Annotated in this window: 29 protein-coding genes and 1 rRNA gene; 11 read left to right on the forward strand and 19 right to left on the reverse strand. The window is 46.3% G+C overall.

Translation table 11 applies throughout. The annotated features are described in order from the left end of the window. Positions 1-78: ribosomal RNA gene (locus GQ671_RS11420) — 16S ribosomal RNA — on the reverse strand; the annotation flags it as partial. 403 nt (positions 79-481) lie between these two features. Here GQ671_RS11420 and GQ671_RS11425 point away from each other — a divergent pair. Beyond that, positions 482-871, forward strand: a complete 390-nt coding sequence (locus GQ671_RS11425) for a DUF2614 family zinc ribbon-containing protein (protein ID WP_160657283.1) — start codon at positions 482-484, stop codon at positions 869-871. Positions 872-917: 46 nt separating this feature from the next. Here GQ671_RS11425 and perR read toward each other — a convergent pair whose 3' ends face one another. The 3 genes from perR to bcp all read right to left on the reverse strand — a co-directional run bounded on the left by perR (position 918) and on the right by bcp (position 2,831). Further along, a complete protein-coding gene (gene perR, locus GQ671_RS11430; protein WP_380645456.1) occupies positions 918-1,346 on the reverse strand; it encodes a peroxide-responsive transcriptional repressor PerR in 429 nt (142 codons plus the stop codon). Positions 1,347-1,436: 90 nt separating this feature from the next. Then, positions 1,437-2,381, reverse strand: coding sequence for a D-2-hydroxyacid dehydrogenase (locus tag GQ671_RS11435; protein ID WP_160657289.1), 945 nt, complete (start codon positions 2,379-2,381; stop codon positions 1,437-1,439). Continuing rightward, entirely contained in the window at positions 2,382-2,831 is a 450-nt protein-coding gene (bcp, locus tag GQ671_RS11440) for a thioredoxin-dependent thiol peroxidase (protein ID WP_160657292.1), read from the reverse strand. Between the two features lie 142 nt (positions 2,832-2,973). Between bcp and GQ671_RS11445 the strand changes: the two genes are divergently transcribed. Together GQ671_RS11445 and GQ671_RS11450 are read left to right on the forward strand one after the other, a co-directional pair. Continuing rightward, positions 2,974-4,266: a glutamate-1-semialdehyde 2,1-aminomutase gene (locus GQ671_RS11445; protein ID WP_160657295.1), complete on the forward strand. Its 1,293-nt coding sequence runs from the start codon at positions 2,974-2,976 to the stop codon at positions 4,264-4,266. Positions 4,267-4,277: 11 nt separating this feature from the next. Beyond that, positions 4,278-5,390, forward strand: coding sequence for an FUSC family protein (locus tag GQ671_RS11450; RefSeq protein WP_160657298.1), 1,113 nt, complete (start codon positions 4,278-4,280; stop codon positions 5,388-5,390). Positions 5,391-5,430: 40 nt separating this feature from the next. On the opposite strand, the gene GQ671_RS11455 is transcribed toward GQ671_RS11450, so the two are convergent. From GQ671_RS11455 to mutY, 4 genes are all read right to left on the reverse strand, one after another. Further along, positions 5,431-6,045, reverse strand: coding sequence for a DNA-3-methyladenine glycosylase (locus GQ671_RS11455; RefSeq protein WP_160657300.1), 615 nt, complete (start codon positions 6,043-6,045; stop codon positions 5,431-5,433). Between the two features lie 15 nt (positions 6,046-6,060). Beyond that, entirely contained in the window at positions 6,061-7,797 is a 1,737-nt protein-coding gene (locus GQ671_RS11460; protein WP_160657303.1) for an ABC transporter ATP-binding protein, read from the reverse strand. A 65-nt stretch (positions 7,798-7,862) separates the two neighbouring features. Then, complete coding sequence (gene ntdP / locus GQ671_RS11465) at positions 7,863-8,408, reverse strand: nucleoside tri-diphosphate phosphatase (RefSeq protein ID WP_160657308.1); 546 nt, start codon at positions 8,406-8,408, stop codon at positions 7,863-7,865. Positions 8,409-8,470: 62 nt separating this feature from the next. After that, entirely contained in the window at positions 8,471-9,499 is a 1,029-nt protein-coding gene (gene mutY, locus GQ671_RS11470; RefSeq protein ID WP_160657311.1) for an A/G-specific adenine glycosylase, read from the reverse strand. A 50-nt stretch (positions 9,500-9,549) separates the two neighbouring features. Between mutY and GQ671_RS11475 the strand changes: the two genes are divergently transcribed. Next, complete coding sequence (locus tag GQ671_RS11475; RefSeq protein WP_160657314.1) at positions 9,550-10,527, forward strand: metal-dependent hydrolase; 978 nt, start codon at positions 9,550-9,552, stop codon at positions 10,525-10,527. 22 nt (positions 10,528-10,549) lie between these two features. Here the strand turns inward: GQ671_RS11475 and GQ671_RS11480 are convergent, their stop codons facing one another. From GQ671_RS11480 to GQ671_RS11510, 8 genes are all read right to left on the reverse strand, one after another. Then, positions 10,550-11,308, reverse strand: a complete 759-nt coding sequence (locus GQ671_RS11480) for a hypothetical protein (RefSeq protein WP_160657317.1) — start codon at positions 11,306-11,308, stop codon at positions 10,550-10,552. Between the two features lie 10 nt (positions 11,309-11,318). Further along, positions 11,319-12,809 (reverse strand): hypothetical protein, encoded by a 1,491-nt coding sequence (locus tag GQ671_RS11485; protein ID WP_160657320.1) that lies wholly within the window; start codon positions 12,807-12,809, stop codon positions 11,319-11,321. A gap of 4 nt (positions 12,810-12,813) precedes the next feature. Next, the gene (locus tag GQ671_RS11490) at positions 12,814-13,134 is read right to left on the reverse strand and encodes a YfhH family protein (RefSeq protein WP_160657323.1); all 321 of its coding nucleotides are present in this window, start codon (positions 13,132-13,134) and stop codon (positions 12,814-12,816) included. Then, positions 13,103-13,897, reverse strand: coding sequence for a RecX family transcriptional regulator (locus GQ671_RS11495; protein WP_160657325.1), 795 nt, complete (start codon positions 13,895-13,897; stop codon positions 13,103-13,105). Before GQ671_RS11495 ends, GQ671_RS11490 begins: the two co-directional genes overlap by 32 nt. Before the next feature lie 10 nt (positions 13,898-13,907). Next, entirely contained in the window at positions 13,908-14,417 is a 510-nt protein-coding gene (locus GQ671_RS11500) for an acyl-CoA thioesterase (protein WP_160657327.1), read from the reverse strand. Positions 14,418-14,518: 101 nt separating this feature from the next. Next, positions 14,519-14,674, reverse strand: a complete 156-nt coding sequence (locus GQ671_RS12910) for a hypothetical protein (protein ID WP_170288706.1) — start codon at positions 14,672-14,674, stop codon at positions 14,519-14,521. A gap of 70 nt (positions 14,675-14,744) precedes the next feature. Beyond that, the gene (locus GQ671_RS11505; protein WP_160657329.1) at positions 14,745-15,977 is read right to left on the reverse strand and encodes an aminopeptidase; all 1,233 of its coding nucleotides are present in this window, start codon (positions 15,975-15,977) and stop codon (positions 14,745-14,747) included. 13 nt (positions 15,978-15,990) lie between these two features. After that, positions 15,991-16,188 (reverse strand): DUF1128 family protein, encoded by a 198-nt coding sequence (locus tag GQ671_RS11510; RefSeq protein ID WP_160657331.1) that lies wholly within the window; start codon positions 16,186-16,188, stop codon positions 15,991-15,993. 153 nt (positions 16,189-16,341) lie between these two features. On the opposite strand from GQ671_RS11510, the gene GQ671_RS11515 reads away from it, so the two are divergent. From GQ671_RS11515 to GQ671_RS11530, 4 genes are all read left to right on the forward strand, one after another. Beyond that, a complete protein-coding gene (locus GQ671_RS11515; protein ID WP_160657333.1) occupies positions 16,342-16,662 on the forward strand; it encodes a YtxH domain-containing protein in 321 nt (106 codons plus the stop codon). A gap of 58 nt (positions 16,663-16,720) precedes the next feature. Then, a complete protein-coding gene (locus GQ671_RS11520; RefSeq protein WP_160657335.1) occupies positions 16,721-17,764 on the forward strand; it encodes a YihY/virulence factor BrkB family protein in 1,044 nt (347 codons plus the stop codon). Further along, entirely contained in the window at positions 17,748-18,311 is a 564-nt protein-coding gene (locus GQ671_RS11525) for a beta-class carbonic anhydrase (RefSeq protein ID WP_160657337.1), read from the forward strand. The genes GQ671_RS11520 and GQ671_RS11525 overlap by 17 nt, the downstream gene beginning before the upstream one ends. A gap of 106 nt (positions 18,312-18,417) precedes the next feature. Beyond that, positions 18,418-18,606, forward strand: a complete 189-nt coding sequence (locus tag GQ671_RS11530) for a hypothetical protein (RefSeq protein WP_160657339.1) — start codon at positions 18,418-18,420, stop codon at positions 18,604-18,606. A gap of 46 nt (positions 18,607-18,652) precedes the next feature. Here the strand turns inward: GQ671_RS11530 and map are convergent, their stop codons facing one another. Then, positions 18,653-19,408, reverse strand: coding sequence for a type I methionyl aminopeptidase (map, locus tag GQ671_RS11535; RefSeq protein ID WP_160657341.1), 756 nt, complete (start codon positions 19,406-19,408; stop codon positions 18,653-18,655). 105 nt (positions 19,409-19,513) lie between these two features. On the opposite strand from map, the gene GQ671_RS11540 reads away from it, so the two are divergent. Further along, positions 19,514-20,542 (forward strand): FUSC family protein, encoded by a 1,029-nt coding sequence (locus GQ671_RS11540; protein WP_160657999.1) that lies wholly within the window; start codon positions 19,514-19,516, stop codon positions 20,540-20,542. Here GQ671_RS11540 and dinB read toward each other — a convergent pair. Beyond that, positions 20,535-21,602 carry a DNA polymerase IV gene (gene dinB / locus GQ671_RS11545; RefSeq protein ID WP_160657344.1) on the reverse strand — a complete coding sequence of 356 codons (1,068 nt, stop codon included), beginning with the start codon at positions 21,600-21,602 and terminating at the stop codon, positions 20,535-20,537. The two genes, GQ671_RS11540 and dinB, sit on opposite strands and share 8 nt — an antisense overlap. Before the next feature lie 57 nt (positions 21,603-21,659). Beyond that, positions 21,660-22,229, reverse strand: coding sequence for a DUF3267 domain-containing protein (locus GQ671_RS11550; RefSeq protein WP_160657346.1), 570 nt, complete (start codon positions 22,227-22,229; stop codon positions 21,660-21,662). A gap of 101 nt (positions 22,230-22,330) precedes the next feature. On the opposite strand from GQ671_RS11550, the gene GQ671_RS11555 reads away from it, so the two are divergent. Both GQ671_RS11555 and GQ671_RS11560 read left to right on the forward strand, forming a co-directional pair. Further along, entirely contained in the window at positions 22,331-23,371 is a 1,041-nt protein-coding gene (locus GQ671_RS11555; protein WP_160657348.1) for an NAD(P)/FAD-dependent oxidoreductase, read from the forward strand. A 138-nt stretch (positions 23,372-23,509) separates the two neighbouring features. Beyond that, positions 23,510-24,886, forward strand: a complete 1,377-nt coding sequence (locus tag GQ671_RS11560) for a hypothetical protein (RefSeq protein ID WP_160657350.1) — start codon at positions 23,510-23,512, stop codon at positions 24,884-24,886. The last annotated feature ends 23 nt before the right edge of the window (positions 24,887-24,909 follow it).

Genomic DNA, 24,909 nt, shown 5'->3' on the forward strand with positions numbered 1-24,909 from the left:
CTGATCCGCGCGTTCGACTTGCATGTATTAGGCACGCCGCCAGCGTTCATCCTGAGCCAGGATCAAACTCTCCATAATTGGAAGTTCTCTGACTCCGTTGCGTTTTTACTTGGCGCCCAAGTGGATGTCCGTGGACATCCCTCTATCGGAATTAAACGTTGACATATTGTCATTCAGTTTTCAATGTTCTGTCTGAAGCACTCTTACTATGTTACATCATCTCGTAAAACTATTCAAGCGTTAATTTTACACTTTCGAATATTTTTTTGAAAGAAAATGTTTTGTGTTTCAATCACTCGCTTATGTCGTCCGTGTTTTGGCGACTTTTATATCATACCAAGTGAATAACTCAGTGTCAACGACTTTGTTGAACTTTTTTAAAAGTCTTTTTGTTTGCTTGCGTTGTTCACTAAATGCTAAATATTAGATTATCATAAATGCTATAACTTGTATATAATGAATTTCAGAGGTGAATTGTTTTATGAAGAAACCAGGAAATAAAATACTACGTATCCGCGGCTATGCACTGGCCCTGATCTTTATAGGTATGGGAACCATGTATCTCGGTGTATTCTTCAGGGAATACCCACTTGTCTTCAGCATCTTTCTTCTTATAGGAATGCTCCCCATCTTATTAAGCTTTGTCATCTACTTCTGGGTTGGCATGATCAGCACACGTGCAATTACCGTCCAGTGTCCGAACTGCGAGAAGCATACCAAGATACTGGGACACGTCGACTTCTGTCAGCACTGCAAGGAGCCTTTGACAATCGACAAGGAACTTGAAGGAGAAGACTTCTCCCTCGACTATAATGTAGACCATCGCAGAAAAAAGGCAATAGAAGAACTGAATGACAAAAAACAAAAATGAGCAGGGGGAATTCCCCCTGCTCATTTTTGTCTGGATGAAGATGCTGCTACCCTCTGCATTCAGGGCAGACACCGTATATCTCCAGCCTGTGATGGCTCACATCGTATGCTGTAACAGAGCCCGCAAGCTGTTCCACTTCCTCAAGTCCTGGATAATGAAAGTCCGTCATCTTACCGCATTCACTGCAGATGATATGATAATGCGTATCAGTAATGAAATCGAAGCGACTTGAAGCGTCTCCGTACGTAAGCTCCTTGACGAGCCCTGTCTCTTTGAAAAGCTTCAGGTTATTGTATATAGTGGCGACACTCATATTTGGATATTCATTGGAAAGCGCTCTGAATATATCATCAGCAGTCGGATGTTCCTCTGTTTCTATCATATACATGAGCACTGCTTTTCTCTGCGGTGTAATACGGACACCCGTTTTCTTCAGTGCATCGATCGATTCAGTGAACTGATCATTGGCATCCATCATTTTCATATTGATACCTTCCTTCTCTAACTGACTACTGTAGTATACTCATTGTACTTTGTACTGAAATTGATTGTCAAATCACTTTATTCAATAACCTCTACTATTATCAATGACATTCTTCATGGACTGCAGATTGTCCATATGCTGCAGGTTGTATGCAAAGATTCCAAAACCACGTTCCAAATACCCTTCGGTTTTGGATGATGCATGTGGAGTGATGGTCATATTATCATAAGTATAGAATACATGATCGGCCGGCAGCGGTTCATGATTGAATACATCCAGAATCATATGACGGATCATCCCCTGCTCAAGCACCTCCGAGATGGTTTCGTCGGTCATGATATCACCGCGTCCGATATTGACAAACACGGCACTTTCTTTCATTTTTTCGAATAGATCCGTTTCAAGCATCCCCCTTGTTTCTTCTGTACTCGGCAGAATATTGATGATGATATCCGCTTCATTGATGTGCTGTGCCAGTTCATCCATGGGGTGTGTATGATCAAACTCCTCCACTGCATGGCCTGTTGTATTGTAACCGACCACCTCTGTACCGAAGACACGGAGTACTTTGGCAAGGTGTGAACCGATGCTGCCGGTCCCGAGCACATGTACGGACTTGCCATGAATTTCTTCTGTTTTTGCATTCTTGCGCCAATAGGCATTGTCCTGGTCCGCTTTCAGCTGATTGAAATTCTTATGGAATGAAAGCAGCAGTCCGACGGTATACTCGGTCATCTGTATTTTATGGATGCCTTTTGCGTTCGTAATATGGACATGCGTAAGCTGCGCAAGCGGCAGATCATCAAGACCTGCGCTCATGACCATCATCCATTTCAGATTCTTGAACTTCCCGACGTCTTCTTCATTGATATTGCCGCCATACGTAATGAATATTTCACACCACCCACGATCTTCGTCCGTCATCTCAGAGCTTTTTGTAAAGCGGTATTCCATCTCAGGGTATTTTTCTTCTATCTCTTCAATCATATGCGGTCTCAGGTTGACGGTCGACAGTATATGCTTCATCTATACTTCCTCTTTCAGATAGGTTTTGAGTTCATCGATGTGGGTTTTTGCTTTGACATTATCCCATCTTTTAAGAATATTGCTGTCTTCATCGACAACGAAGGTCGTTCTGACGATACCTTTCGATTCTTTCCCAAAGACTTTTTTCATCCTATATACATCAAGTGACTCGGATAGCCTGAAGTCCTCGTCGACAAGCAGGTCGAAATTCAGCGCATGCTTCTCTATGAAATTCTGATGCTTCTTCTTCGAGTCTCCATTTACACCATACACTTTGACATCCAGTCCATTCAGAAAGTCCAGATTATCACGCAGATCGCACGCCTGCGTTGTGCATCCAGGGGTATTGTCTTTCGGATAGAAATAGATGACAGTCCTGCCTTCAAGATCTTTATTGCCTATCTTCTCTCCGTTCTGATTTTCAAGTTCGAATTCCGGGAACTTCTCCATATGTCTGCCTCCTTGAATATATCTTCATATAATGATAATACCCAAGTTTTGCCCTGTCCTCAACAGAAGTCCCTCCTTAATTAAAGCCTTCGGATATGATAGAATACACTATGTGTAAAATACAGATCAAAGGATGGAAAATATGTACGTTCACAAAAAATCCGAAGCACTCCAGAAGCAGGCAGATGATGTAATACTCGGCGGTGTCAATTCCCCTTCCCGTTCCTACAAGGCAGTAGGCAATGGTGCACCAATCGTCATGGACAGAGGCGAAGGCGCCTACTTCCATGATGTCGACGGCAACCGCTACATCGACTACCTGGGGGCTTATGGACCAATCATCACAGGGCATGCGCATCCCCGCATCCATGAAGCCATTATAGAACAGAGCAGCAAAGGCATCCTCTACGGCACACCGACGGAGCTTGAAATCGAGTTCGGCAGAAAGATGAGAGAGGCGATCCCTTCACTCGAACGTGTCCGATTCGTCAATTCGGGCACTGAAGCGGTAATGACGACAATCAGGGTTGCGAGAGCCTACACGTCAAGAAATAAAATCATCAAATTCGAAGGGTGCTATCACGGACACTCCGACCTCGTGCTGGTTGCTGCCGGTAGTGGCCCATCCCAGCTCGGCACACCGGATTCAGCCGGGGTACCAAAAGGTGTGGCAGAAGACGTCATCACTGTACCTTTTAATAATCTGGAAGATTTCAGAACAGCAATGGCCCATTTCGGCGATGAAATTGCTGCAGTACTCATCGAACCGATCGTCGGCAACTTCGGCATTGTTGAACCGATGGATGGATTCCTGGAAGAAATAAATAAAGTCGCTCATGAAAACGGCTCACTCGTCATCTATGACGAGGTGATTACCGCTTTCCGCTTCACTTACGGTTCAGCGCAACAGCTGCTCGATATCGAGCCCGACCTCACCGCCCTCGGCAAGATCATCGGTGGCGGTACACCAATCGGAGCATATGGCGGCAGAAAAGACATCATGGAAAGTGTTGCACCACTCGGCCCTGCATATCAGGCAGGCACCATGGCAGGCAACCCGCTCAGCATGGCTGCGGGACTGGCATGTCTGGAAGTACTCGGTAAGCCTGGCGTATATGAAAACCTGGATCATCTCGGCAGGATGCTCGAGGATGGGCTTATGGACCTGATCCGTAAATATGAAATCAAAGCGACAATCAACCGCCTCGTCGGCGCCCTGACCATCTACTTCACCGATGAGACCGTGACCAACTACACCATGGCTGAAGCAAGCGATGGTGAAATGTTCTCGAAGTTCTTCAATGGTCTGATCAGAAGAGGGATCAACATCGCACCATCAAAATATGAAGCCTGGTTCCTGACAACAGAACATACTGAATCGGATATCAAGGAGACACTTGCCATTGTTGAGGAAGTTTTCAAAAATGACCTATAGGAGAGGGTACCATGCGCTTTGGCGCTAGAGTTTTCAAAACAGGTGTTACTGTCGTCCTTACACTGTTCATTGCAGAGATGCTCGGACTCGGACCCTCACTTATCGCGGCAATCGCTGCAGTGTTTGCACTCCAGCCGAACGTCCACCGCTCGGTCATGAATACGTGGAACCAGTTCCAGGGCAATACGCTCGGTGCGATATCGGCGATTGTCATGGTTCTGCTTTTCGGTCACAACATGATTGTCATCGGTTTGACTGTCATACTTGTACTGGCAATCCTGCTGTTCTTCAATCTGCAAAGCGTATCCACCCTGGCTGTCGTGACGATGATTGCCATCATGGATGCACCCACTGTCATAGAAAGTTCCACCACAACAGATTTCCTTGAAGCAGCAGGTATACGTTTTGCGCTGGTCATGATCGGAGTATTATCGTCACTTGTCGTAAACCTTCTCTTCATTCCACCGAAATACGAAACCAAGATGTATCATAACTGCTTCAATATAACGAGCGACATCTTCAAATGGATTCGCCTTGAATTGAATGCAGTCAGTGAATACCAGATCGTCAAAAAGGATATCGAGTCGCTGCGTACACGGGTTGTCACGCTCGAGACGATGTATTTATGGTATCGGGAAGAAAAGAACTATTTCAAAAGAAGCAACTTCGCCGATGCCCGTCGTAAAATACTGTTCAGGCATCTGATCGCCTCTACAAGACGGACATTCGAACTGCTCAGAAAACTGAACCGTTATGAAAACGACTATAATCATTTAGATGAAGACTTTAAGTACCGAATTCGTTACGAGATGGATCAGCTGATGGTATATCATGAGCAGATCTTTATGAAAATTACAGAGAAGATCCGTCCTGAAACACCATGGGGAATATACGACAGCAATATACAGTTCGAACATTCCATGATGGATGATTTCGTCAAGCTCTACCAGCAGTCACAGACACAAGAAGAGAAGATCCAGTATGAAAATATACTTGAAGTCATCTCTTCGATCCATGAATATTCGAACTCGCTAGATCGACTGGATCGATTGACGACAAGCTTCTTCCGGTTCCATGCAGACAAGAATAAGATAAATATACAAGACGAGACACTGGATATATAAAATGAAAAACAGGCGCAGGGATATACCCTGCGCCTGTTTTCTATTGCCATCCATTATTTTCTGCCGGTTTGCCTCTGAATCTGCTGACATGCGGATTCCCTTTGACGATGAAGCGGTATGGATATGCCACCGCCTCTTCCTTGTTGTCTATGCCGATTCTCGGTGTTGCTTCAATTTCAACAGGCGTGCGGCCTGACTGAAGTGTAAGGACACCATTGTTCAATTCCATGCCATTATGCAGCTCGCGGCGTACCCCCATGGATTTGGTCAGCTTGCCGGGGCCATCTGTGAGGCCCGTCTCCCGACCGCGTCTTTCAATCATGATGTCTTTGCCGATATGCGGTTCAAGTCCCCTGATGAGTATTCCTTCAGGGTGCTCTTTTTCCCGCGTCAATATATTCATGCAATGATGCCCATGCATCGTATAGACATAAATATGACCATAGTCATTGAACATCATTTCGTTCTTCTTGTTCTTTTTGCCGCCAAAAGTATGGGCTGCCCGGTCGTCAATGCCAAGATATGCTTCGACTTCCGTAATGAAGCCACTGGTTATGACACCATCGATGCAGGTGGTCAGCCGGACACCAAGCAGATGTCGTGCTGCTGCCAGTGTATCATCAGCCAGAAAATTTATATCCAACGTTTCAGCCATAGTGACACCCTTTACCTATAGATTCTGGATACTGTAGAGATTGTAGTAGTCTCCCTGTTTCTTCATCAGTTCAGCATGTGGTCCCGCTTCTCTGATCTGGCCGTTGACCATTACAAAAATGCGGTCTGCATGGGTGATGGTCGATAGTCTGTGGGCGACTACAATGGTCGTCCTGTTCTGGGACAGTTCAAGAAGCGTCTCCTGGATGATGCTCTCGCTTTCCAGGTCAAGCGCACTGGTAGCCTCATCAAGAATGAGGATCGGCGGATTCTTCAGGAAGACACGGGCAATCGCAATCCGCTGCTTCTGTCCACCTGACAGTTTGACACCGCGTTCGCCCACTTCTGTCTCGTAGCCTTCAGGCAGGTTCATGATGAAGTCATGGGCGTTCGCCCGCTTGGCGGCTTCAAGCATTTCTTCCTCTGTAGCATCAGGCCTGGCGAGTAGAATATTCTCCTTGATGCTGTCGGAAAATAGAACATTATCCTGCATGACGATTCCGACTTTATTCCTCAAGGATTCGATAGTATAGTCCCGGATGTCCGTGCCATCAAGCTTCACTTTCCCTGAGGTCACATCGTAGAAACGTGGAATCAGGGTCACAAGGGTCGACTTTCCCCCACCGCTCATTCCGACAAACGCAACTGTTTCCCCGCTCTGTACATTGAAGTTGATATGACTCAAAGTATCTGCATCTTCTCCATTGTAGCTGAATCCGACGTCCTGGAACTCGATGTTGCCATCGGTATGCTCGAGTTTACGGGCGTCCGGTCGATCTTTCACGTCGTATTTTTCATCAAACAGCTGGAACACCCTGTCCATTGATGCGATACTCTGAGTCAGAGTCGTGGATGAGGATACCAGTCTGCGGAGTGGTCCATACAGCCTGTCGAGGTAGGCGATGAATGCCGCAAGTGTACCGACGGTCAGATTGCCCTGTATTACCTGGTAGGCACCATACCCGACGACAAGCAGTGGACCGACATCGGTGATCGTATTGACGACTGAAAAACTTCTTGCTGTCCATTTGGCATGATCCGTAGCCTTGTTCAGGAAATTTCCATTTTTATCATTGAAGCGTTCCGATTCGTTTCTTTCGACTGCAAAGCTTTTGATGACATTGATCCCCTGTATCCGTTCGTGGAGGAATCCTTGAACTTCCGCCAGTGCCTGCGATCTTCTTCTCGTCAGGCTTCTCAGTCTGCCGAAGAAGAACCATACTCCAAAAATGTAGAATGGGAAGATGATGATCGATACGAGCGTCAATTCGCCGTTCATGAAGAACATGATTGCGAGTGCGATCAGTATTGTCACGAGGTCGAGCCAGATGTTCATCAGGCCGGTCATGATGAAGTCCTTTGTCTGTTCGACATCATTTATGACGCGGGAAATCACTTCGCCGACTTTATTATTGGAATAGAACTTGGCACTCAGCATCTGCAGGTGGCTGTACAGTTTTTTACGTATATCATAGAGGATCTTGTTGCTTGTCCACTGCGCGAGATACTGCCTGAAGTATTCAACTGGTGGCCTGATGATGAGGAAGATGAAGGAGAAAAGCAGCAGTACCTGGATCAGCATATTCACCTTATCCTCTGTACTCAGCCCTTCCGGCATGATGATGCTGTCGATTGTATATTTGATCAGCAATGGAAGAAGTAGAGGAATTCCGAACTTCAGCACACCGATGGCAATCGTCAGAGCAATCAGCCATTTATAAGGTTTAACAAATTGCAGATAGCGTCTTATCACAACAAATACTTCCTTTACTGACATAAAAAACAATCAACTGGACAGTTGATTGATCTTTAGTATGATTAGTATGATTTGAAATCATTATTGAAACGTCCCTGCCATACTTTTATGAAGTCCGGCGCGAAAGGTCCTTTTTTCCTCTCAATCCACTGCTGAAGCACATCGACGTTGTGTCTGAGTATCTTATCGATATCCTCCGGGTATTTCATACGGCTCTTATGCAGACGATACTCATCTTCATCCAGAAGGTGATATTTGCCGTCCGGATAGACTTTGATATCGAGATCATAGTCGATATATTTCAATGCTTCTTCATCATAGATGAATGGAGACGACAGATTGCAGTAGTAGTATACGCCGTCTTCTCTGAACATGCAGATGACATTGAACCAGTATTCGACATGGAAATAGACGATCGCCGGCTCCCGGGTCACCCATGTCCGCCCATCACTTTCGGTGACAAGCGTCCGATTGTTGCCCCCGATGACGACATGATCCGTACCCTTGAGAATTGTGGTTTCGGACCATACACGGTGGATGCTTCCATCGTGCTTGTAGCTCTGTATCTTGACCTTGCTACCCTCTTTCGGTATGGATTCCAGACCCATATTCCACACCACCTTTAAAATAATACTACTATATTATAGCATAGCAGGAAGTACATTCACATTCATCCGTTTTCAATCTCGAACAGCCTGTACAACTTCTGCATGGCCTTGCTCATCGGCAGATTCTTCACTTCCTTGAGAGGAACGAAATCCGGATGTGTACTCCGGGTATGCAGCATATACCCTTCCATATACCAGACCTGGTGGGTGAATACATGCTTGCCGCTGCCGATATGCCGACCTGATGCATCGACATCGATGCCCAGCTCCTCGCCAATCGATTCGATTGATGTATCCACATCATATTTGGGCAGTTCGTACATCCCCTGGAGCAGAGTGCCCTCCTGTCTCCTGAGCAGCACTTCGTCGCGGTCGTTTACGATGAAGTAGACGTTGTAGTACAGTTCATTCTTTCGCTTCGCCTTCTTTTTGACCGGCAGTTCCGCTACAATATTCTCCTTGTACGCTTCGCAATTTTCCTGCACCGGACACATGATGCACTTCGGCGCACGGGGCGTGCAGATGGTTGCACCGAGCTCCATCAGCGCCTGATTGAAGTCTCCCGCTTCGAGCGGAATGATCTCCTCTATACGATGCTTGATATCTTTCTGGACAGATGCCTTGGTCATATCCCTTCCGTCGGCATCCAGCCTCGATATGACACGCAGTACATTTCCGTCCACTGCAGCCAGCAGATGATTGAAGGCGATGCTCTGTACAGCACCTCCTATGTATGGACCTACCCCTTTAAGCTTGAAAAACGTTTCCGGCTGATCCGGCACAACCGAACCATAGCTGTCCCTCACTTCTTTGACAGCAGTCTGGAAATTACGGATCCGGTTATAGTAGCCGAGTCCTTCCCAGTCTTTGAGCAGTGTCTCTTCATCTGCATCCGCAAGACTGTCGATATCCGGGTAACGGGTTATGAATTTCTCATAATAGGGTATAACAGTAATGACCTGGGTCTGCTGCAGCATGACCTCGCTCAGCCATATATGGTACGGGTCACGAGTCTGCCGCCAGGGCAGTGCTCTTTTATTGGACTGGTACCAGCCTAACAGGTTATGATTGAACTCTGAAATTTTCAGCATGGTTGACACCTTCCTATGTTAATTATGTCACTTGAATGGGGAGAATGAACATGGATACTCTAACACATACACTGATGGGCGGTACAATCGTTGGCCTGGCCGCCATCGATCCATCCATAGACCCCGTCTCCGTCGGGTTTATCACTACTGTAGTGGGCGCCTCTCTCGTACCTGACGTCGATACAGTAATGAAACTGAAAAACAATGCCGTATACATCACCAACCACCGGGGAATCACCCACTCTTTGCCATTTACTTTCTTCATCTGGCCGGTGCTGCTCACAGCACTCAGCGTACTCCTGTTCGACCTGCCTGCATTGAACATGTATCTATGGATACAGTTTGCAGTATTCATGCACGTGTTTGTAGATATTTTCAATTCCTATGGCACACAGGCACTGCGACCCATCAGGCAAATATGGATACAGATCGGCATCATCAATACAATAGATATCCCGATACTGCTCCTGCATGTACTGTACTTCATATTATGGTATTTTACAGGTGCACCGGTTATGCTGTTCATCGGACTCTATGCGATGCTTGCCGTCTATTACAGTCTACGCTACATGATGCAGCGTTCCCTCGTAACGAAAGTGATCCGTCAGCTGCCTAATGAGGAAATAGACCGGCTGTTTGTCATGCCGACCATCCAATATTTCGAATGGCGCATTGTCGTCGTGACAGAAAAGGCATATTACGTCGGACGCAGTTTCCGCGGCAACATCATATTCTATGACCGTTTCAACAAGAGCCAGCCTATTAGAGAGGAGCGGTTCGAAAGCATCAAGAAGAATGAGAACTTCAAGGCTTTCACATTCTTTTCTTCCATCTACCGCTATGAAGTCACCGACATCTCGGAAGATGTGGTGGAGATCAGATATATCGATCTCAGATATCTGAAGGATGGACACTATCCCTTTGTCTGCATCATGCACCTCGATAAGGATACCAGTGAAGTCCTCCATAGCTATACAGGCTGGGTATTCACGGAAAGCAAGCTCCAGAAGAAGCTTCTCGGCAGCTGATATAACGAACAAAGCGACCGGGTCATTCACCCGGTCGCTTTTTTAAATACCGATATAATGAGAATTTGATCTTGCTGTAGTATTCGAACATCCATAAGTACAGCAGTATGATCTGAGTGAAGAACAGGATATCATGCGGCAGCCGGTTGATATTCCAGCCCACATGTACTGCATTCGACTGCAGACCATTGATGACATAGTAGAATGGGTTGAGGCTCAGCAGGCTCTGCAGCCATGGTTCAATATTTTCTGGCAGGTACATTATCGGGACGACAGCCACCAGTACGATGAATACGAGAATATTGACGGCATTGCTCCTTTTCATTTCCACGGATAGATAGAGCAATGTAAATGGGATGATCAGAATCACCCCAAGCAGTACATAGTACAGCAGTGTAAAGATGTCTATCAGCCAGTTCTGGATGACCAGCGCTGCAAAAGCGCTGTACAGTACCGTAAACATCAGGAAGATGAATGTCTGGAACACTGTAGTCGGCAGTATTCTCATGTATAGGGGAATATAGTTCACCTTGACGACCGAATCCTTATAGAATGTCGCATTCCTATTCAGCACCACCATGCTGAACAGCCATACTGCCGCCATCAGTCCTGTCAGTATATAAAGATATTCCATGACCCCTGTCTCGTCCATCATGGACATCGAGATGAACAGGAACACAAGTCCGATTGCATAGATCAGCAGCGGAGTGAGATTATGCGCCGAAAAATAGCCTGTCTGTTTGAAGAAGTGGCGGAACAGATATTTCATTTTGTGGTTCATAGCACCTCTCCTAACGGTTGATATACAGCCATGTCTCGTTCGTTGCGTCAAGAATCATATAGCCGTTTGGCAATCTGAATATGACATCCTCTGTCGAGACGCCGAACGCTTCGTACATGCCTTCAAGATTTCTGGCTGGAAATGACATCGAAAATATAATGTCATCCCTGAAATGGTAGGTGATCGGTATGCCGGAAAGTTCCGCATGCTTGTCACTTGAAGCAGACAGACTGATGGTATCCACTACAGCACTGCTGTCCCTGTTGATGAATCTCGAATAGTACAGATAGTTGTTTTCAAACACTTCATCCGTATAGGGCAGCAGGTCCTCGAGCGTTGTTTCCGGGTAGAGGCTTGCAGGGTTGAAGTAGATGAGCGAACCGGAATCCACTTCTTCCGCTGCTCCACCATCAACAATAGTATAATTCTCGGCTCCTCTGTCGCTGACCCGGAGCATGGACATGTAGGGATAGGTTTCTCCACCGATTTCCATACTGTCCTCGGTACTGATCCCGTAGGCGATCCGGCGATCCTCTTCTTCAGGAATCGTTACCGTCTGCTCCTGCCCGGTACTCGCAGCACCTGTAAACGAGATATCCATGAAAATGACAACACTTGCCATCATCATGGTGAAGAGGACCACAAGGGAAATGATGATCTTTCTGATATTGAACCGGTCGATCGGACTGGCCTGGTTTCTGCTCAGTCGTTTCAGACCATGCGCATAACGGCCATATTCGCTTACATTCCGCTTCCATTCGAGATCGAACAGTGCTTCTTCATCCACATTTTTAATCTGGCTTTTTTTCCTCATATAGGCAGTGTATTCGACAACGCCCTGCTTGACGCTGCCATCGTAGCGTATCTGGCCATAGCTCAGCCAGAGGAAGTAGTTTGCGAGAATCTCAATCGGTTCGATACTGCTTTCGAGCAGCAGTACCCCACGCTCTCTTTTTTCCTGTTCATTGATGGTCGTTTTGAAGGTGGCCGCATCTTCTTCGGTCAGATGGCGGTACATATTGCAGTAGATGATGATTTCAGCATCTGCAAATTTGGAAATTTCCAGCAGCACAAGCGCAATCTCCCGCCGTGCCAGATCCTTGACCGGAGTCATCCAATGCTCTTTGAACATCTTCTGCGTCTGCAGCTGTTCTATGGACTTTTCGACATCCTCTGTTCTCATATACTCATCCAGTATTTCAGTGACGAACATTCCAAGTGCATGGGGATGATGGACATGATCCAGCACATCCAGACTCAGCACGGGGCTTTCCGTCTTCACTTTTCCTTTTTTCGTGTCCAGACTGCCATTGACGATTTCCTTCAGATAGTGCAGTGTTTTGTAATCCGACAGGATGCCGAGTACTTCCCCTTTGTAGAGGTGAAAGGAGACATCCTTCAAAAGCAGTCCTTCTTCACGTCCAAGAATCCGGTCTCCGAGTTTTTTCGGCTCCTTGGCGTAGGTCAGATTCAGCGCTCTGAGTAGAATGATGTTCTGCATATGATCATCTCCTCTTGCTGAGCTGCAGCATGCTTACAGGAATACCTGTCTCTTTCTCTTCTCCTCCGACAAAAAACCCCCAGGCAAGAATTCCTTTGATGTATTCCACCTTGAAATAGTGGTCTTCATTGCTGATTATCTTGTAGATCTTGCCGGGCTCGATCAGAGAGAGATCGACGAAATAGCTTTCCGCGATGAGCACCTGTCTTTCAAAGACTCTGTATTCATTTTCGACACCCATCATCTCGGCCTTTCTCATCGCTTCCCGCTTCTCACCAATATATGCTTCAAGTTCACGTCTCGTCATGGTATTCAAAGGTCTCATCATCCATACCGCCTAACTTTTCCTGAATTAAGTCGTAGCCATACCCTTTTCTCATCAATGCCTGTGTCAATTTCTGCTTCAGGGCAAAGCCTGTTTCTTTTCTTTGATATTTATTGAAATACTTTTCGAAGTCCTTGTCGAAATGGGTCGTTTCATCAAAATCGTCATCAAAATCTATCAGTTCGATATGCTCTTTGCCATATCCCCTCTGATGCAGTTTTTCGGTCAGTTTCATTCTGAATTGCCTGTAGGCACCCTTATGCCGCTTCAGCTGCTTATCTTTAAGCTTGTTCATGCGTTCTCCATCGACTTCCGCACTGAACGCTTCAACATTCTCTTTGATGATATCTTCATCGATCCGATGCTTCTTCAGCTCACGCTGCAGTGCATATGGGCCCTTGTCCGTCGTGGACAGCATCGTATTTCTCAATGCTTTGGCATAGTGGCCGTCATTGACATAGCCTTCCTCTTTAAGCCTGAGGACAGTCTGGTCAATCATATCCGGGTGATAACCCTCTTCCAGATATTTTCGCATCTCCTGCTCGCTGCGCAGCTTGAAACTGATATAGCCGAGCGCTTTGACGTAGGCCTGGTCATACTGGATGGCCCGAAGTATCTGCTGATACTCCTTTGGCTCAAGCACCCTGTCCGAGATCAGCCGGTACTTTACGACAGATTCCTCATGGGCCTTGAATGAAGTACCGTCATCCATATGTATCTCGTACATGCTGTTCTTATCCAATGCCACTTTCTTTATCTGCATGCAATTCCTCCTAGTCGAGAAGATCCGTCGCAAAAAATTCACGCAGCGCTTTGGAGCGCTCTCTTCTATGACGACGATGCTCTGAGCGTTCCTCGCCTGTTTCATCAAGCCATTTCAGCCGTTCATTGTCAGGAATGACTTCTGGTACTTCGATCGGATCATAATTATCATCCAGTGCAACAAAAGTGAGAAAACTGAAAGCGGCCAGTTTCCGTTCGCAGTCGTTTTCAAGCGTTTCCTTTGATATCTTCACGAGAATTTCCATGGAGGATCTGCCCGTATGGGTCACCATGGATTCGAGGATGACGACATCCCCCAGATTGATCGGTTCGAGAAAATCCACGGAATCGATCGAAGCGGTCACTACCTTCGCCCGGGAATGGCGGCGCGCTGCTATTGACGCAACGTCATCTATATATTCCATCAGCCTGCCCCCATAGAGCGTGTGGTGGCTGTTTGTGTCCGGAGGCATTACATTAGAAGTTTTTACAGTATAGGATTCCGACATTCTTTTTTGCATATTATTTCCTCCATTCCAAGCACTACTATAATAGCATATTTTCAGTACTAAAAAAGAAGGGATATGATTAATCCCTTCTTGAATATTTCTATTGAATTCTACTATATCTTGCGTTCGAGCGCCTCTTCCGGTGTATCGATCACAAGGGCATCCTTGCCTGGGAGTGATCTGGACAGGAAGTGGTGAAGAACGAAGGCAAATGTGAATATGACGAATAGAAATGCCAGCGTTATGAGCAGCATCATTAGATAACTCATTAAAATCCTCCTCTGAAACTTATCCTAGTGCCTTTATTTTATCACAAAGGCATGGTTTGTACTATACAAATCAGAAAGCCCAGTTTCCTTTTTCAAACACTTTTTCCTCTGTTCCATCGTCCGTGATGCCGTATATATCCAGTTCGGCAGAACCGATCATGAAATCGACGTGGGTAATGGAATCATTGAGTCCAGCTTTTTCAAGATCCTCTCTGGACAGGTTCTTCCCGTCTTCAATGCAGAATGAATAGGCACTGCCGAGTGCAACATGGCAGGATGCATTTTCATCAAACAGAGTATTATAGAATAATTTACCCTTATTCGAGATCGGTGAATCATCCGGAACGAGTGCCACTTCCCCCAGGTATCTCGCACCTTCGTCCGTATCGAGCAGGTTCTTCAGTACTTCATATCCCTGACCGGCTTCAAAATCGACAACCTTGCCATCTTCGAATGTCAGTTTGAAGTCATCGATCAGGTTGCCGCCGTAGCTGAGCGGCAGCGTATTGGATACATAACCGTCGACACGTGTCTTTTCAGGCACACTGAACACTTCCTCAGTCGGCATGTTCGCCATGAACTTCTGGCCGTCCTCATTGAGGCTGGATGCACCGGCCCACAGGTGCCCCTTCGGCAGCCCGATGATGAGATCCGTACCTGGTGCTTCGTATCTGAGCGACTTGTATTTCTTGGCGTTGAGATAGTCGACTTTCTCATGAAGCGTGGCATCATGCTGTTCCCAGGCTTCGACAGGATTGTCCTGGTCGGCACGGACAGTATATAGGATGAGATCCATGAGCGCGTCAACAGCGGCATCATCATCAAGATCCGGATATACAAGCCTCGCCCACTCCACGGACGGATAGCCGGCAACACACCAGCTGTGGTAATCCGATTGTATGCGGTTTGAGAAATCCTTGAACGCTTTACCGGATGCGACCTGCATCGCCTGAAGCTTCTGTGGATCCACACCCTTCATCAGTTCAGGGGAAGAAGAAGTGATGCTCAGGAATCCGGCCTTCTCGTCGGAGTAGAACATCCTTTCATCTATTGTCCACTGGTGGATGGTGCTGAGCTCCTCTTTGGACTGGTACTTGGCATGCAGTTTCGTCAGTTCGTCGTCCGACATGAGAATCTTGACTTCCTTTGCCCCTTTTTCATATGCCTTTTTTGTGACCTTCCTCATCAATGGCAATGCATCGCTCGCCCCTCTGATGAAAACACGGCCGTCCTTTTGCACATTCAGTCCGATATCGACTAGCAGGTCTGCATATCCTTCAAGTTTTGTTTCAAGTTGAGCCATTTCGATTTCTCCTTTATTTTCTCAGTTTTGATAGTTCTTCAATGATCGCCGACTGTTCATTTGCTGTAACCTGGCTTCTCGAAGTCACCATTCCATGTATATCCCTGATTTCGTCAATATTACTGTCATCAAAATCCTCTGGATTGAAGAGACCTTTATTGACTACATTCAAGGCATCTTCGATTTCCTTGAGCATCTCTGCTTTGTGCATATCGTATTCCTCCATCCTAGCTTCTTGTCATTACAATAGTACCAAAATTCATATGAGAATAAAATTTTTATTCAAGTTATTCAATGAATAAAGTTTACGGTTCGTTTAAAATGGATATAAGCAACTATAAATCACGTACAAAGGAGAATCCACATGAAAAACAAATTGTTGCCAGCTGTCCTCATTGGCGCCGCCATTGGTGCAGCACTCAGCCTCATCGATAAGAATACAAGAAGCACTGTACTGAGCAGTACCAAAGATCTCAAGTACTATGCACAGAACCCGAACGAAGCGAAAGAGAAATTGACTTCCGACTCCGGTGACTCTTCAAAAATACAATCACTGAAAGACGAAGTAATGTTCTGGAAAGATACAATCCAGGAAATCAGACAGAATAACCCTGAGCTGGAAGAGTCCATCAAGGATGCGAAAGATACATTCATGAAGAAGCGTGACCAGAAGCAGTTGAATTAATTCTACAGGAAAGGGCTGACGTGAGTTGGCCCTTTTATTTTTAGAAAGGAGAGGTATTATGGCCGATAAACCGACAAATTCCGACTATCTTAACCAGACGAAGCAAGAAGGCAAGGAAACGAAAGCGAAAGATTCAAAAAGCAACAATGGAGAGACATTCGTCGATGATGTGAAATTCAAGTCGAAATCTTCAAAGAAGCCGAATGAAACGCTGTATGTTTCCAAGATCAACAAGCCAGCAAAGCACAAGGATAATTCAAATTTCTTTCAACGACTGATGTTCCAGTTCGGTAAGGATGATACATCAGGAATGGCAGCACAGCTCGCGTATTATTTCCTACTTGCAATATTCCCGCTGCTGATATTCCTGCTGACGCTCGTTCCATTGTTCCAGATCGATCAGCAGATGATTACACAATTCATACAGGACTATGCGCCCGCGCAGATTTCCAGCATGCTGGAGGGTGTCATTGAAGATGTCATGGGCGGTTCCAGTGGCGGCCTGCTCTCCGTTGGTCTGATATTTACACTATGGTCTGCATCGAATGGGATGACAGCACTGATGAATGCGTTCAATGTCGCCTATGATGTTGAAGACAATCGCAACTTTGTCGTTGCAAAGCTATTGTCCATCGTATTTACAATCATTCTGGCACTCTCTGTACTACTGACTTTCGTACTGATTGTATTCGGTGAGCAGATCGGCAATCTCATGTTCGGCGCCATCGGACTTGATCAGCAGTTCCAGTTCGTATGGAATCTGGTCAGAAGCCTGCTCCCTGTACTGCTCGTATTCATTGTATTCGTTGTCATCTATACGACAGCACCGAACATCAAGCTGCAGATCAAAGCGGTCATCCCTGGCGCATTGTTCACAACGGTTGCTTTCCTGCTCGCTTCATGGGGGTTCAGTTTCTATATTTCAAATTTCAGCAACTACAATGCAACGTATGGTACTATCTCCGGAGTCATCATTCTGATATTATGGTTGTATATCACCGGGGTCATCATCATACTCGGTGCCCAGATCAATGCGATTATGCATAAACGGGCAATGGAAAAACAAGGAGAGGAAAGAACGGAAAATGAGTCTACTGCATGATCTGCTCGACTATAACGAGCAATTCGTAAACAACAAAGAATATGAACAGTATGTAACAACCAAATCACCTGATAAGAAACTGGTGCTCATATCCTGCATGGATACGAGATTGACAGAATTATCTACAAAAGCGCTCGGCCTCAAAAACGGAGACATCAAGCATATACAGAATGCTGGTGCAGTCATTTCCCATCCTTATGGAAGTACGATGAGAAGCATCCTGGTAGCTGTATACATGCTCGGTGCAGATGAAGTCATGGTCATGGGTCACCACGACTGCGGTTTCGGTGCATTGAAGCCTGAGCCGATGATGAACAACATGATCGAGCGCGGCATCACCGAAGAGACATTCGACGTGCTGAAGCATTCCGGCATCGATGTTGAAGGCTGGCTTAAAGGCTTTGACAGTGTCGAGGAAAGCATTACTGAAAGTGTTGGTAAGATCAAGCATCATCCATTGATGGTGAATGGTGTTCCAATTCACGGTACAGTTATCAATCCCGAAAATGGCAAGGTCGATCTTGTCGTCAATGGATATGAAGCATAAGTGACCCATCCTCTACCCCAACCGGTAGAGGATGTTTTTTTATCAGGCGGAACGGTTCCCAATCCACACACCTTTAGTGTATAATGTAACCAAGGAGGGGATGATGATGCGTATGGAAAACAAAGCCACCCAGCACATTGATATTGATCGCATGATCAATGAAGGCGGCTTCCAGCACTATTTCGTCGGTAGCGACCATCATGAAAGTGATACATCCCAACAGAACGACCGGATTGGTGCAGTGGACCTGCCGGAAGCCATAAACGATCCACCAGAGCAGAAAAAAGCCGGTTGAAACGAAACAAAGGATGGCATACATTTGTATGCCATCCTTATGTTTTCTAGTCTTCTACCAATGTGAGAAGTTTCGGTCCTTCTTTTGTTACAACAATGGTATGTTCCTTCTGGGCGACATAGCTGCCGTCTTTTGTTTCGAAAGCCCATTCATCTTTGCCGTCGGTAACGAATGACGCATTGGTTGAAATGAATGGCTCGACCGCAATGACCATGCCTTCTTGCAGCAGTTCACTATTACCAGGTTCGTAATAGTTCATAATATGCTTCGGTGCATCGTGCAGACTTTTACCAACACCATGTCCTGTAAGATTTTTAATGACGGTCATACCGTTCTGCCTGGCCACTTTGTGGACTGCACGGCCGATCTGGCTCACTTTCGTACCGGGCTTGATTTTCTGCAACGCTTCTTCAAAAGCCATCTCACAGACATCGACCACTTTCTGTTTCCGTGGATCTGCTGATGTGCCGACAACAAAGGAAACCCCGGTATCTGCAAAGTAGCCATTCTTCTTGGCCGACACGTCGATATTGACGATATCGCCCTCATTGATGACACGGGATCCAGGGATGCCGTGGGCCACTTCTTCATTGATGCTGATGCATGTGTATCCGGGGAAGTCATACTCACTTGTCGGTGCACTTTCGGCACCCATCTCTTCAAGGAGTGCCCCTGCAATTTCGTCAATTTCCTTAGTGGTCATACCAGCTCTTGCTGCTTCAACAAGCGACTTCAACACTCTGCCACATATCTGTCCAATCTCTTTCAGGTGCTGCATTTCTTCTTCAGTTTTAATAATCATTGTTCAACCCTACTTACCTTAAAAATTTTCTTCTGTAATTATTATAACAAACTCTTCGTGCTATACTAGGATGGTACTCATTAAAATATTGAAAGAAGCATGACTATGAAATATGATATCCGTAAAATAATTGGCCCAAGAATAATAAAAACCGGCCTCTCAACGTTTTTGACTGCCCTGATATGCATATCATTGGATCTGAGTCCGATCTTTGCGGTCATCACGGCCATTGTCACGATTGAACCGACTGCCTATGCTTCCTTGAAAAAGGCCTATGTACGTTTTCCGGCCTCGATCATTGGTGCATTCATTGCGGTAGTGTCTCTCTACCTGTTCGGTGAGAATGCATTCACCTATTCCTTGGCAGCGACATTGACCATTCTGGTCACATATCGACTGAACCTGCATGCTGGTGTACTTGTGGCAGCCATCACTGCCGTCGCCATGGTGCCATCTGTACATGATGCCTACATATTCAACTTTCTTTCCAGACTGGCAACCACCACCATCGGTCTTGCTACAAGCACGCTGATCAACTTCCTGATCCTTCCGCCCAAGTATGCCGGACAGATTGAAGCAATCACAAAAACAACCACACAGCAGACCCATCAGCTGCTTGTGCAGCGCCTGCGTGAGATGATGGCAGGAAAGTATGAATCGGACAAAAGTGAGAAGTCATATGCAAAAGTGCAGTCATCAATTGCAAATGCAGAGCAGCTCCTGAAATATCAGCAGGATGAATACCGGTATCATAAGTCGAACCGTGAAGAGATGCGGCTGATGAATCGCCTTGAGCGCGAATTGCAATTCAAGAAACTGTACTTTACACATCTTGGCAACCTGATCTACCTTCCTGAGAACATATCCATGAAATTCAGCAGCCAGGAAAAAGCGGCCATAGAAGAAATCATCAGACATCTCGATGGAGATCCGGACACGCTCACAATGACCAACTCTGCAGTCCGGTTCATCAGGCGTCATATCAGGGATCTGGATGAAGAGGCGGATGCCTTCAAGATCCATATTCTTTACGAAATCATCATCATCTACCAGATGATTGTACAACATCATAAGTCAGGTTCCAAACCTCAGAAACTGCCGGCCACCAGTACAGCCGATTCGGATGCTACATGAAATCATAGATTGTCAAGTTTCGATACGTCCGGTCCGCAAGCTGGGATACGGTGACCCCGATGAGCCTTATAGGCACATCGGGGTCTTTCAATTCATGGTAGAGACTATAGGCATAGTGATAGATTTCTTCTTCAGTGAATATCGGGTTGTTTGCCATCATCTGTCTGGAATGCGTCACATAATCGGCTGTCTTCATCTTGACGGTGACGACCTTGGCTGCAAACTGCTGCAGCTCCAGCTTCTCTCCCACTTTCCCACTCAGCTCCTCGATGACTTTCAGTATTTCGTCATCATCATTGATGTCATAGTTGAACGTCGTCTCCTTGCCGATCGATTTCCGGATGCGCTCCACCTTGAGTTCGGAAGTACCGATGCCGCGGGCCTTCTGGTATAGACTTGTCCCCTTTTTGCCGAAGTGCTGAACCAGCGACTTTTCATCCCATTCATAAAGATCTTTACCCGTATTGATTTCAAGTGATTTCATCTTTTCTTCCGTCACACGGCCAACACCAGGAAAATCACTGATTTCAAGTCCGAAGAGAATATCCTGTACGTTATCATAATGAATCACTGTCGTCCCAGCAGGCTTGTTCATTCCGGACGCAATCTTGGCCAGATACCTGTTATAGGAAATGCCGCTTGATGAAGTCAGTTTCGTGACATCGAATATATCGCGCTGTATATCCAGCGCAATCGCTTGAGCGGAACGTTCTCTTGAAACCAGATGGGTAATGTCCAGATAGGCCTCATCCAAAGATAAAGGCTCCACGATTTCAGTATAGCTGAGAAAGATGTCCATGATTTTCCTGGAATCGGCTTTATACGTATCGAACCTCGGTCTGACATATATTCCATTTGGACACAGCTTATACGCCTGCTTGGTCGGCATCGCAGAGTGCACACCGAACTTTCTCGCTTCATAGCTCGCTGTCGCGACAACGCCCCGGCTCTCCGACTTGCCGCCTACGATGATCGGTTTGCCCCGGTATTCCGGGTTGTCACGCTGCTCCACCTGGGCATAAAAGGCATCCATGTCGATATGAATGATTCTTCTCTCCATAGCATCCACCTGTTAGAAATTATTTACCTGATTATAACATACTGCGAACAGACGTTCCTACCCCATACGGGGATGTGTTTCATATATGGTCATGCCGACATCGGTATCTTCGACGTATTCCATATGTCTATACTTATATAGAAGGTAGATGTAGTAGAAATCCCCGGCACATGCGCCGGTATGGAGTGCAATCAGATATTTGTAGGCCACATGCGGAAAACTGAACATCAGAATGAGCAATACTGTCGTGATGATCACAAAAGGCATCATTATGATGGTTGCGAAATGCCTTTTCGTAAATATCTCCCCAGGCGCTGCTGCATAGAAAAGTCCAGCCTTGTAGCCAAATCTGACGCGCCCTTTTGGTGCAAACACTTTGAAAAATATACCGTGTATGGCTTCGTGGGCAGTAATGACCGCAAACATGATCGCAATGATCAGAAAGACTGCTCCGAAAATGCCGAAGCGTTCCTTGCCGACCAGCGCAGAACCGATATCATCCATGAATAGCACATCGAATATCAGAAACGGCAGGAATAAAGCAATGGTGATGCCTATGGCCAGTGTATTCAGTGTGCGCATCGCTGTCTTATCCTTGAAGATGTCGAACACATACTTTCTGCTCATCAACCCACCTCCTTTTAAAAGCACTGTAACACAACATGTATAAATAATGTTAGACTATCCTATAAACGAATATCGTCTGAAGAAGGACAGGAGGAAATCGCATGGCACGTTTTACAGTAGTGGGTGGCGGCATTGCAGGTGCTTCCACCGCCTATCACCTGGCCAAAGCAGGCCACAAGGTCACGGTGTATGACCGGGCAGACACAGGCCAGGCGACCGATGCTTCCGCCGGCATCATATGCCCGTGGATCAGCCAGAGAAGGAATAAGAAGTGGTATCGTCTCGTAAAAGAGAGTGCCAAGTACTACCCTGAGTTCATTGCTGAACTTCAAAAAGAGACAGGCCTTGATACAGGATATAGAAGAGAAGGTTCCATCAGTCTGGTCAAAGATGATCATATACAGGATCTTGCCTTCGAACGGATCCAGTCAAAACAGGCAGATGCGCCTGAGATGGGCGATGTGCGGAAAGTTTCAAGAGAAGAAGTGAAAGAGATGCATCCGAACCTGACCAATCTCTATCCTGGTGTATATGTGGAAGGTGGCGGACAGGTGAAGGGCGCCATTCTGCTTAAAGCATTGAAGGCGGGATTTCTGAAGCATGGTGGTGAATGGATCAACGCTGACTATGATGGACAGAGTGTCGATGGCACACTCATCTATGCCACCGGTGCCTGGGGCATAGAGCAGCATCACGATCCGGAAGTGAGGCACCAGAGATCGGAAGTCCTCCATTTCAGACTGGCAGACAGTCGGAACAGTGGTCATACACCGGTCGTCATGGCACTCGGTCCCATCTATATTGTAGAAATGGGTATGAACCAGTATGCCATCGGTACCACCCATGAAGATACGGAAAGCTTTTCAGCCTTACCATCACAGGAGAACTATGAATACTTGCGCGCGTTGGCGCATCGCTATTTCCCGGATTCCGAGATTGAAGACGTCAGCATGATGGTCGGACTGAAGCCCTATACGAGAGACTTCCTGCCCTTCCTCGGCCACGTCAAAGAGAATGTCTTTGTCATCAACGGCATGGGGGCAACCGGACTGACAGCAAGTCCGCTTGTCGGGCGCGAAGTCGCGCGCTACTTGAACAAGGAAGATACAACGCTCGATATCAGCGACTATTCCTATATCTAGAAGGCAGTCCACACTGCCTTCTTCTTTTAATCAAAATCACCTGATTGCTTTGCCACCCACCTCCCATATATAATAAAATGAATAAATATCATAAATTCAGTATTCTATTACACAGTTGTTAAGAAAGTAGGTTCGAAATTGAATATATTATATAATGAAAAGATATTGCGGAATTTCTTCTACATCTATGCCGTCCTCTTCATCCTTTTTCTCATCTACTTTTTCAGCAATATCGAATTCCTCGAACCACTTGTCAACTACCTGGCATTCGCTGTGCTGCTGTTGTCCTGGCTGTTCAGTTCCAGACTATTCAAGATCATCGGATTTGTTTTCATTTCAGCAGGAATAATACTGAGTCTCAGTGCCGGAGAAGGCTTGGGTTCAATCATCGGCAATACGATGAGCAATATGCCCCTTCTGCTCTTCTTCAGTACACTGCCATGGATCGGTACAGTCGTAAAAGTGGGAGGACTCGACGACAGCATCACCGAGATGATACAGGATCGTGCAAACAAGGTCGAAAATATTTATGGCAGAAGCATATTCACCACCTATTTTTTCGGCATATTCCTGAATATTTCAGCCATCTATATCATCCAGCAGTTGCTCGGTGAACTCTTCAAGCGTTCTGAAGTCGCTTTTAAAAATGAATTCATCATCAAATCCACACTGCGGGCGTTTGCAATGGCTGTCATATGGAGCCCGCTCGAAGTCATCGTCGGTTTGACTGTGGACTCTACCGGTGTCTCCTATTTCGCGCTGCTGCCCTGGCTGTTTGCAACATCCGTCATTGTTGGACTGACGGAAGTGCAGATCTCAAAGCGTCAGTTCAGAGGACTCACCATCGATGCCCCACTTTATGATATCGACAACAGTGCAATGATACGGTCGATTGTGAAGATGGCCATCCTGCTGCTGTCATTCCTATCGCTTGTAATGGTATTGAATGCCTACTCGACGCTCGGCTTCATCATGACAGTGGCTTTGATCATCATTCCTTTCAGTTTTGCCGCAGCTTTCGTCATGAAGCGGTTCCCGATATTTCTCAAAACAGGATGGAAATCATGGAAGAGTCATAACAACCATATGCAGAACTTCTCTGTGCTGTTTCTCTCACTCGGGGTTTTCTCTGGCGGATTCAACAGCAGTGCAGCACCTGGAGCGATGCAGCAGGTTTTCAGCTACGTTGATTCGTTTCTGATCCTGATTCTGCTGCTCATCATGCTTGTCATCTATGGACTGGCGATGTTTGGTGTCCATCCAGTTGCTACGCTGGCGATACTGGCAGAAGTGCTGATGCCCGTAATTACACCTGAAAATGCACTCAGCATCGGCATCGTCATGGTCGTCTGTGGTCTTGGTATTTCCGCTGCCGCACCTTATGGTATCAATGCCACCATGACTTCGCAGAGCATGGGCATCAATCCCTACAGCATTACGAAATTAAACATGGGGTTTTCACTCCGCATGGCGGCCATCGGCATAACGATGGCGATGATTGCACTCCTCATATAAGAAAAGGGAAGCCCGGAAGGGTT

This window comes from Salinicoccus hispanicus (assembly GCF_009831115.1).
Classification (GTDB): Bacteria; Bacillota; Bacilli; order Staphylococcales; family Salinicoccaceae; genus Salinicoccus; species Salinicoccus hispanicus.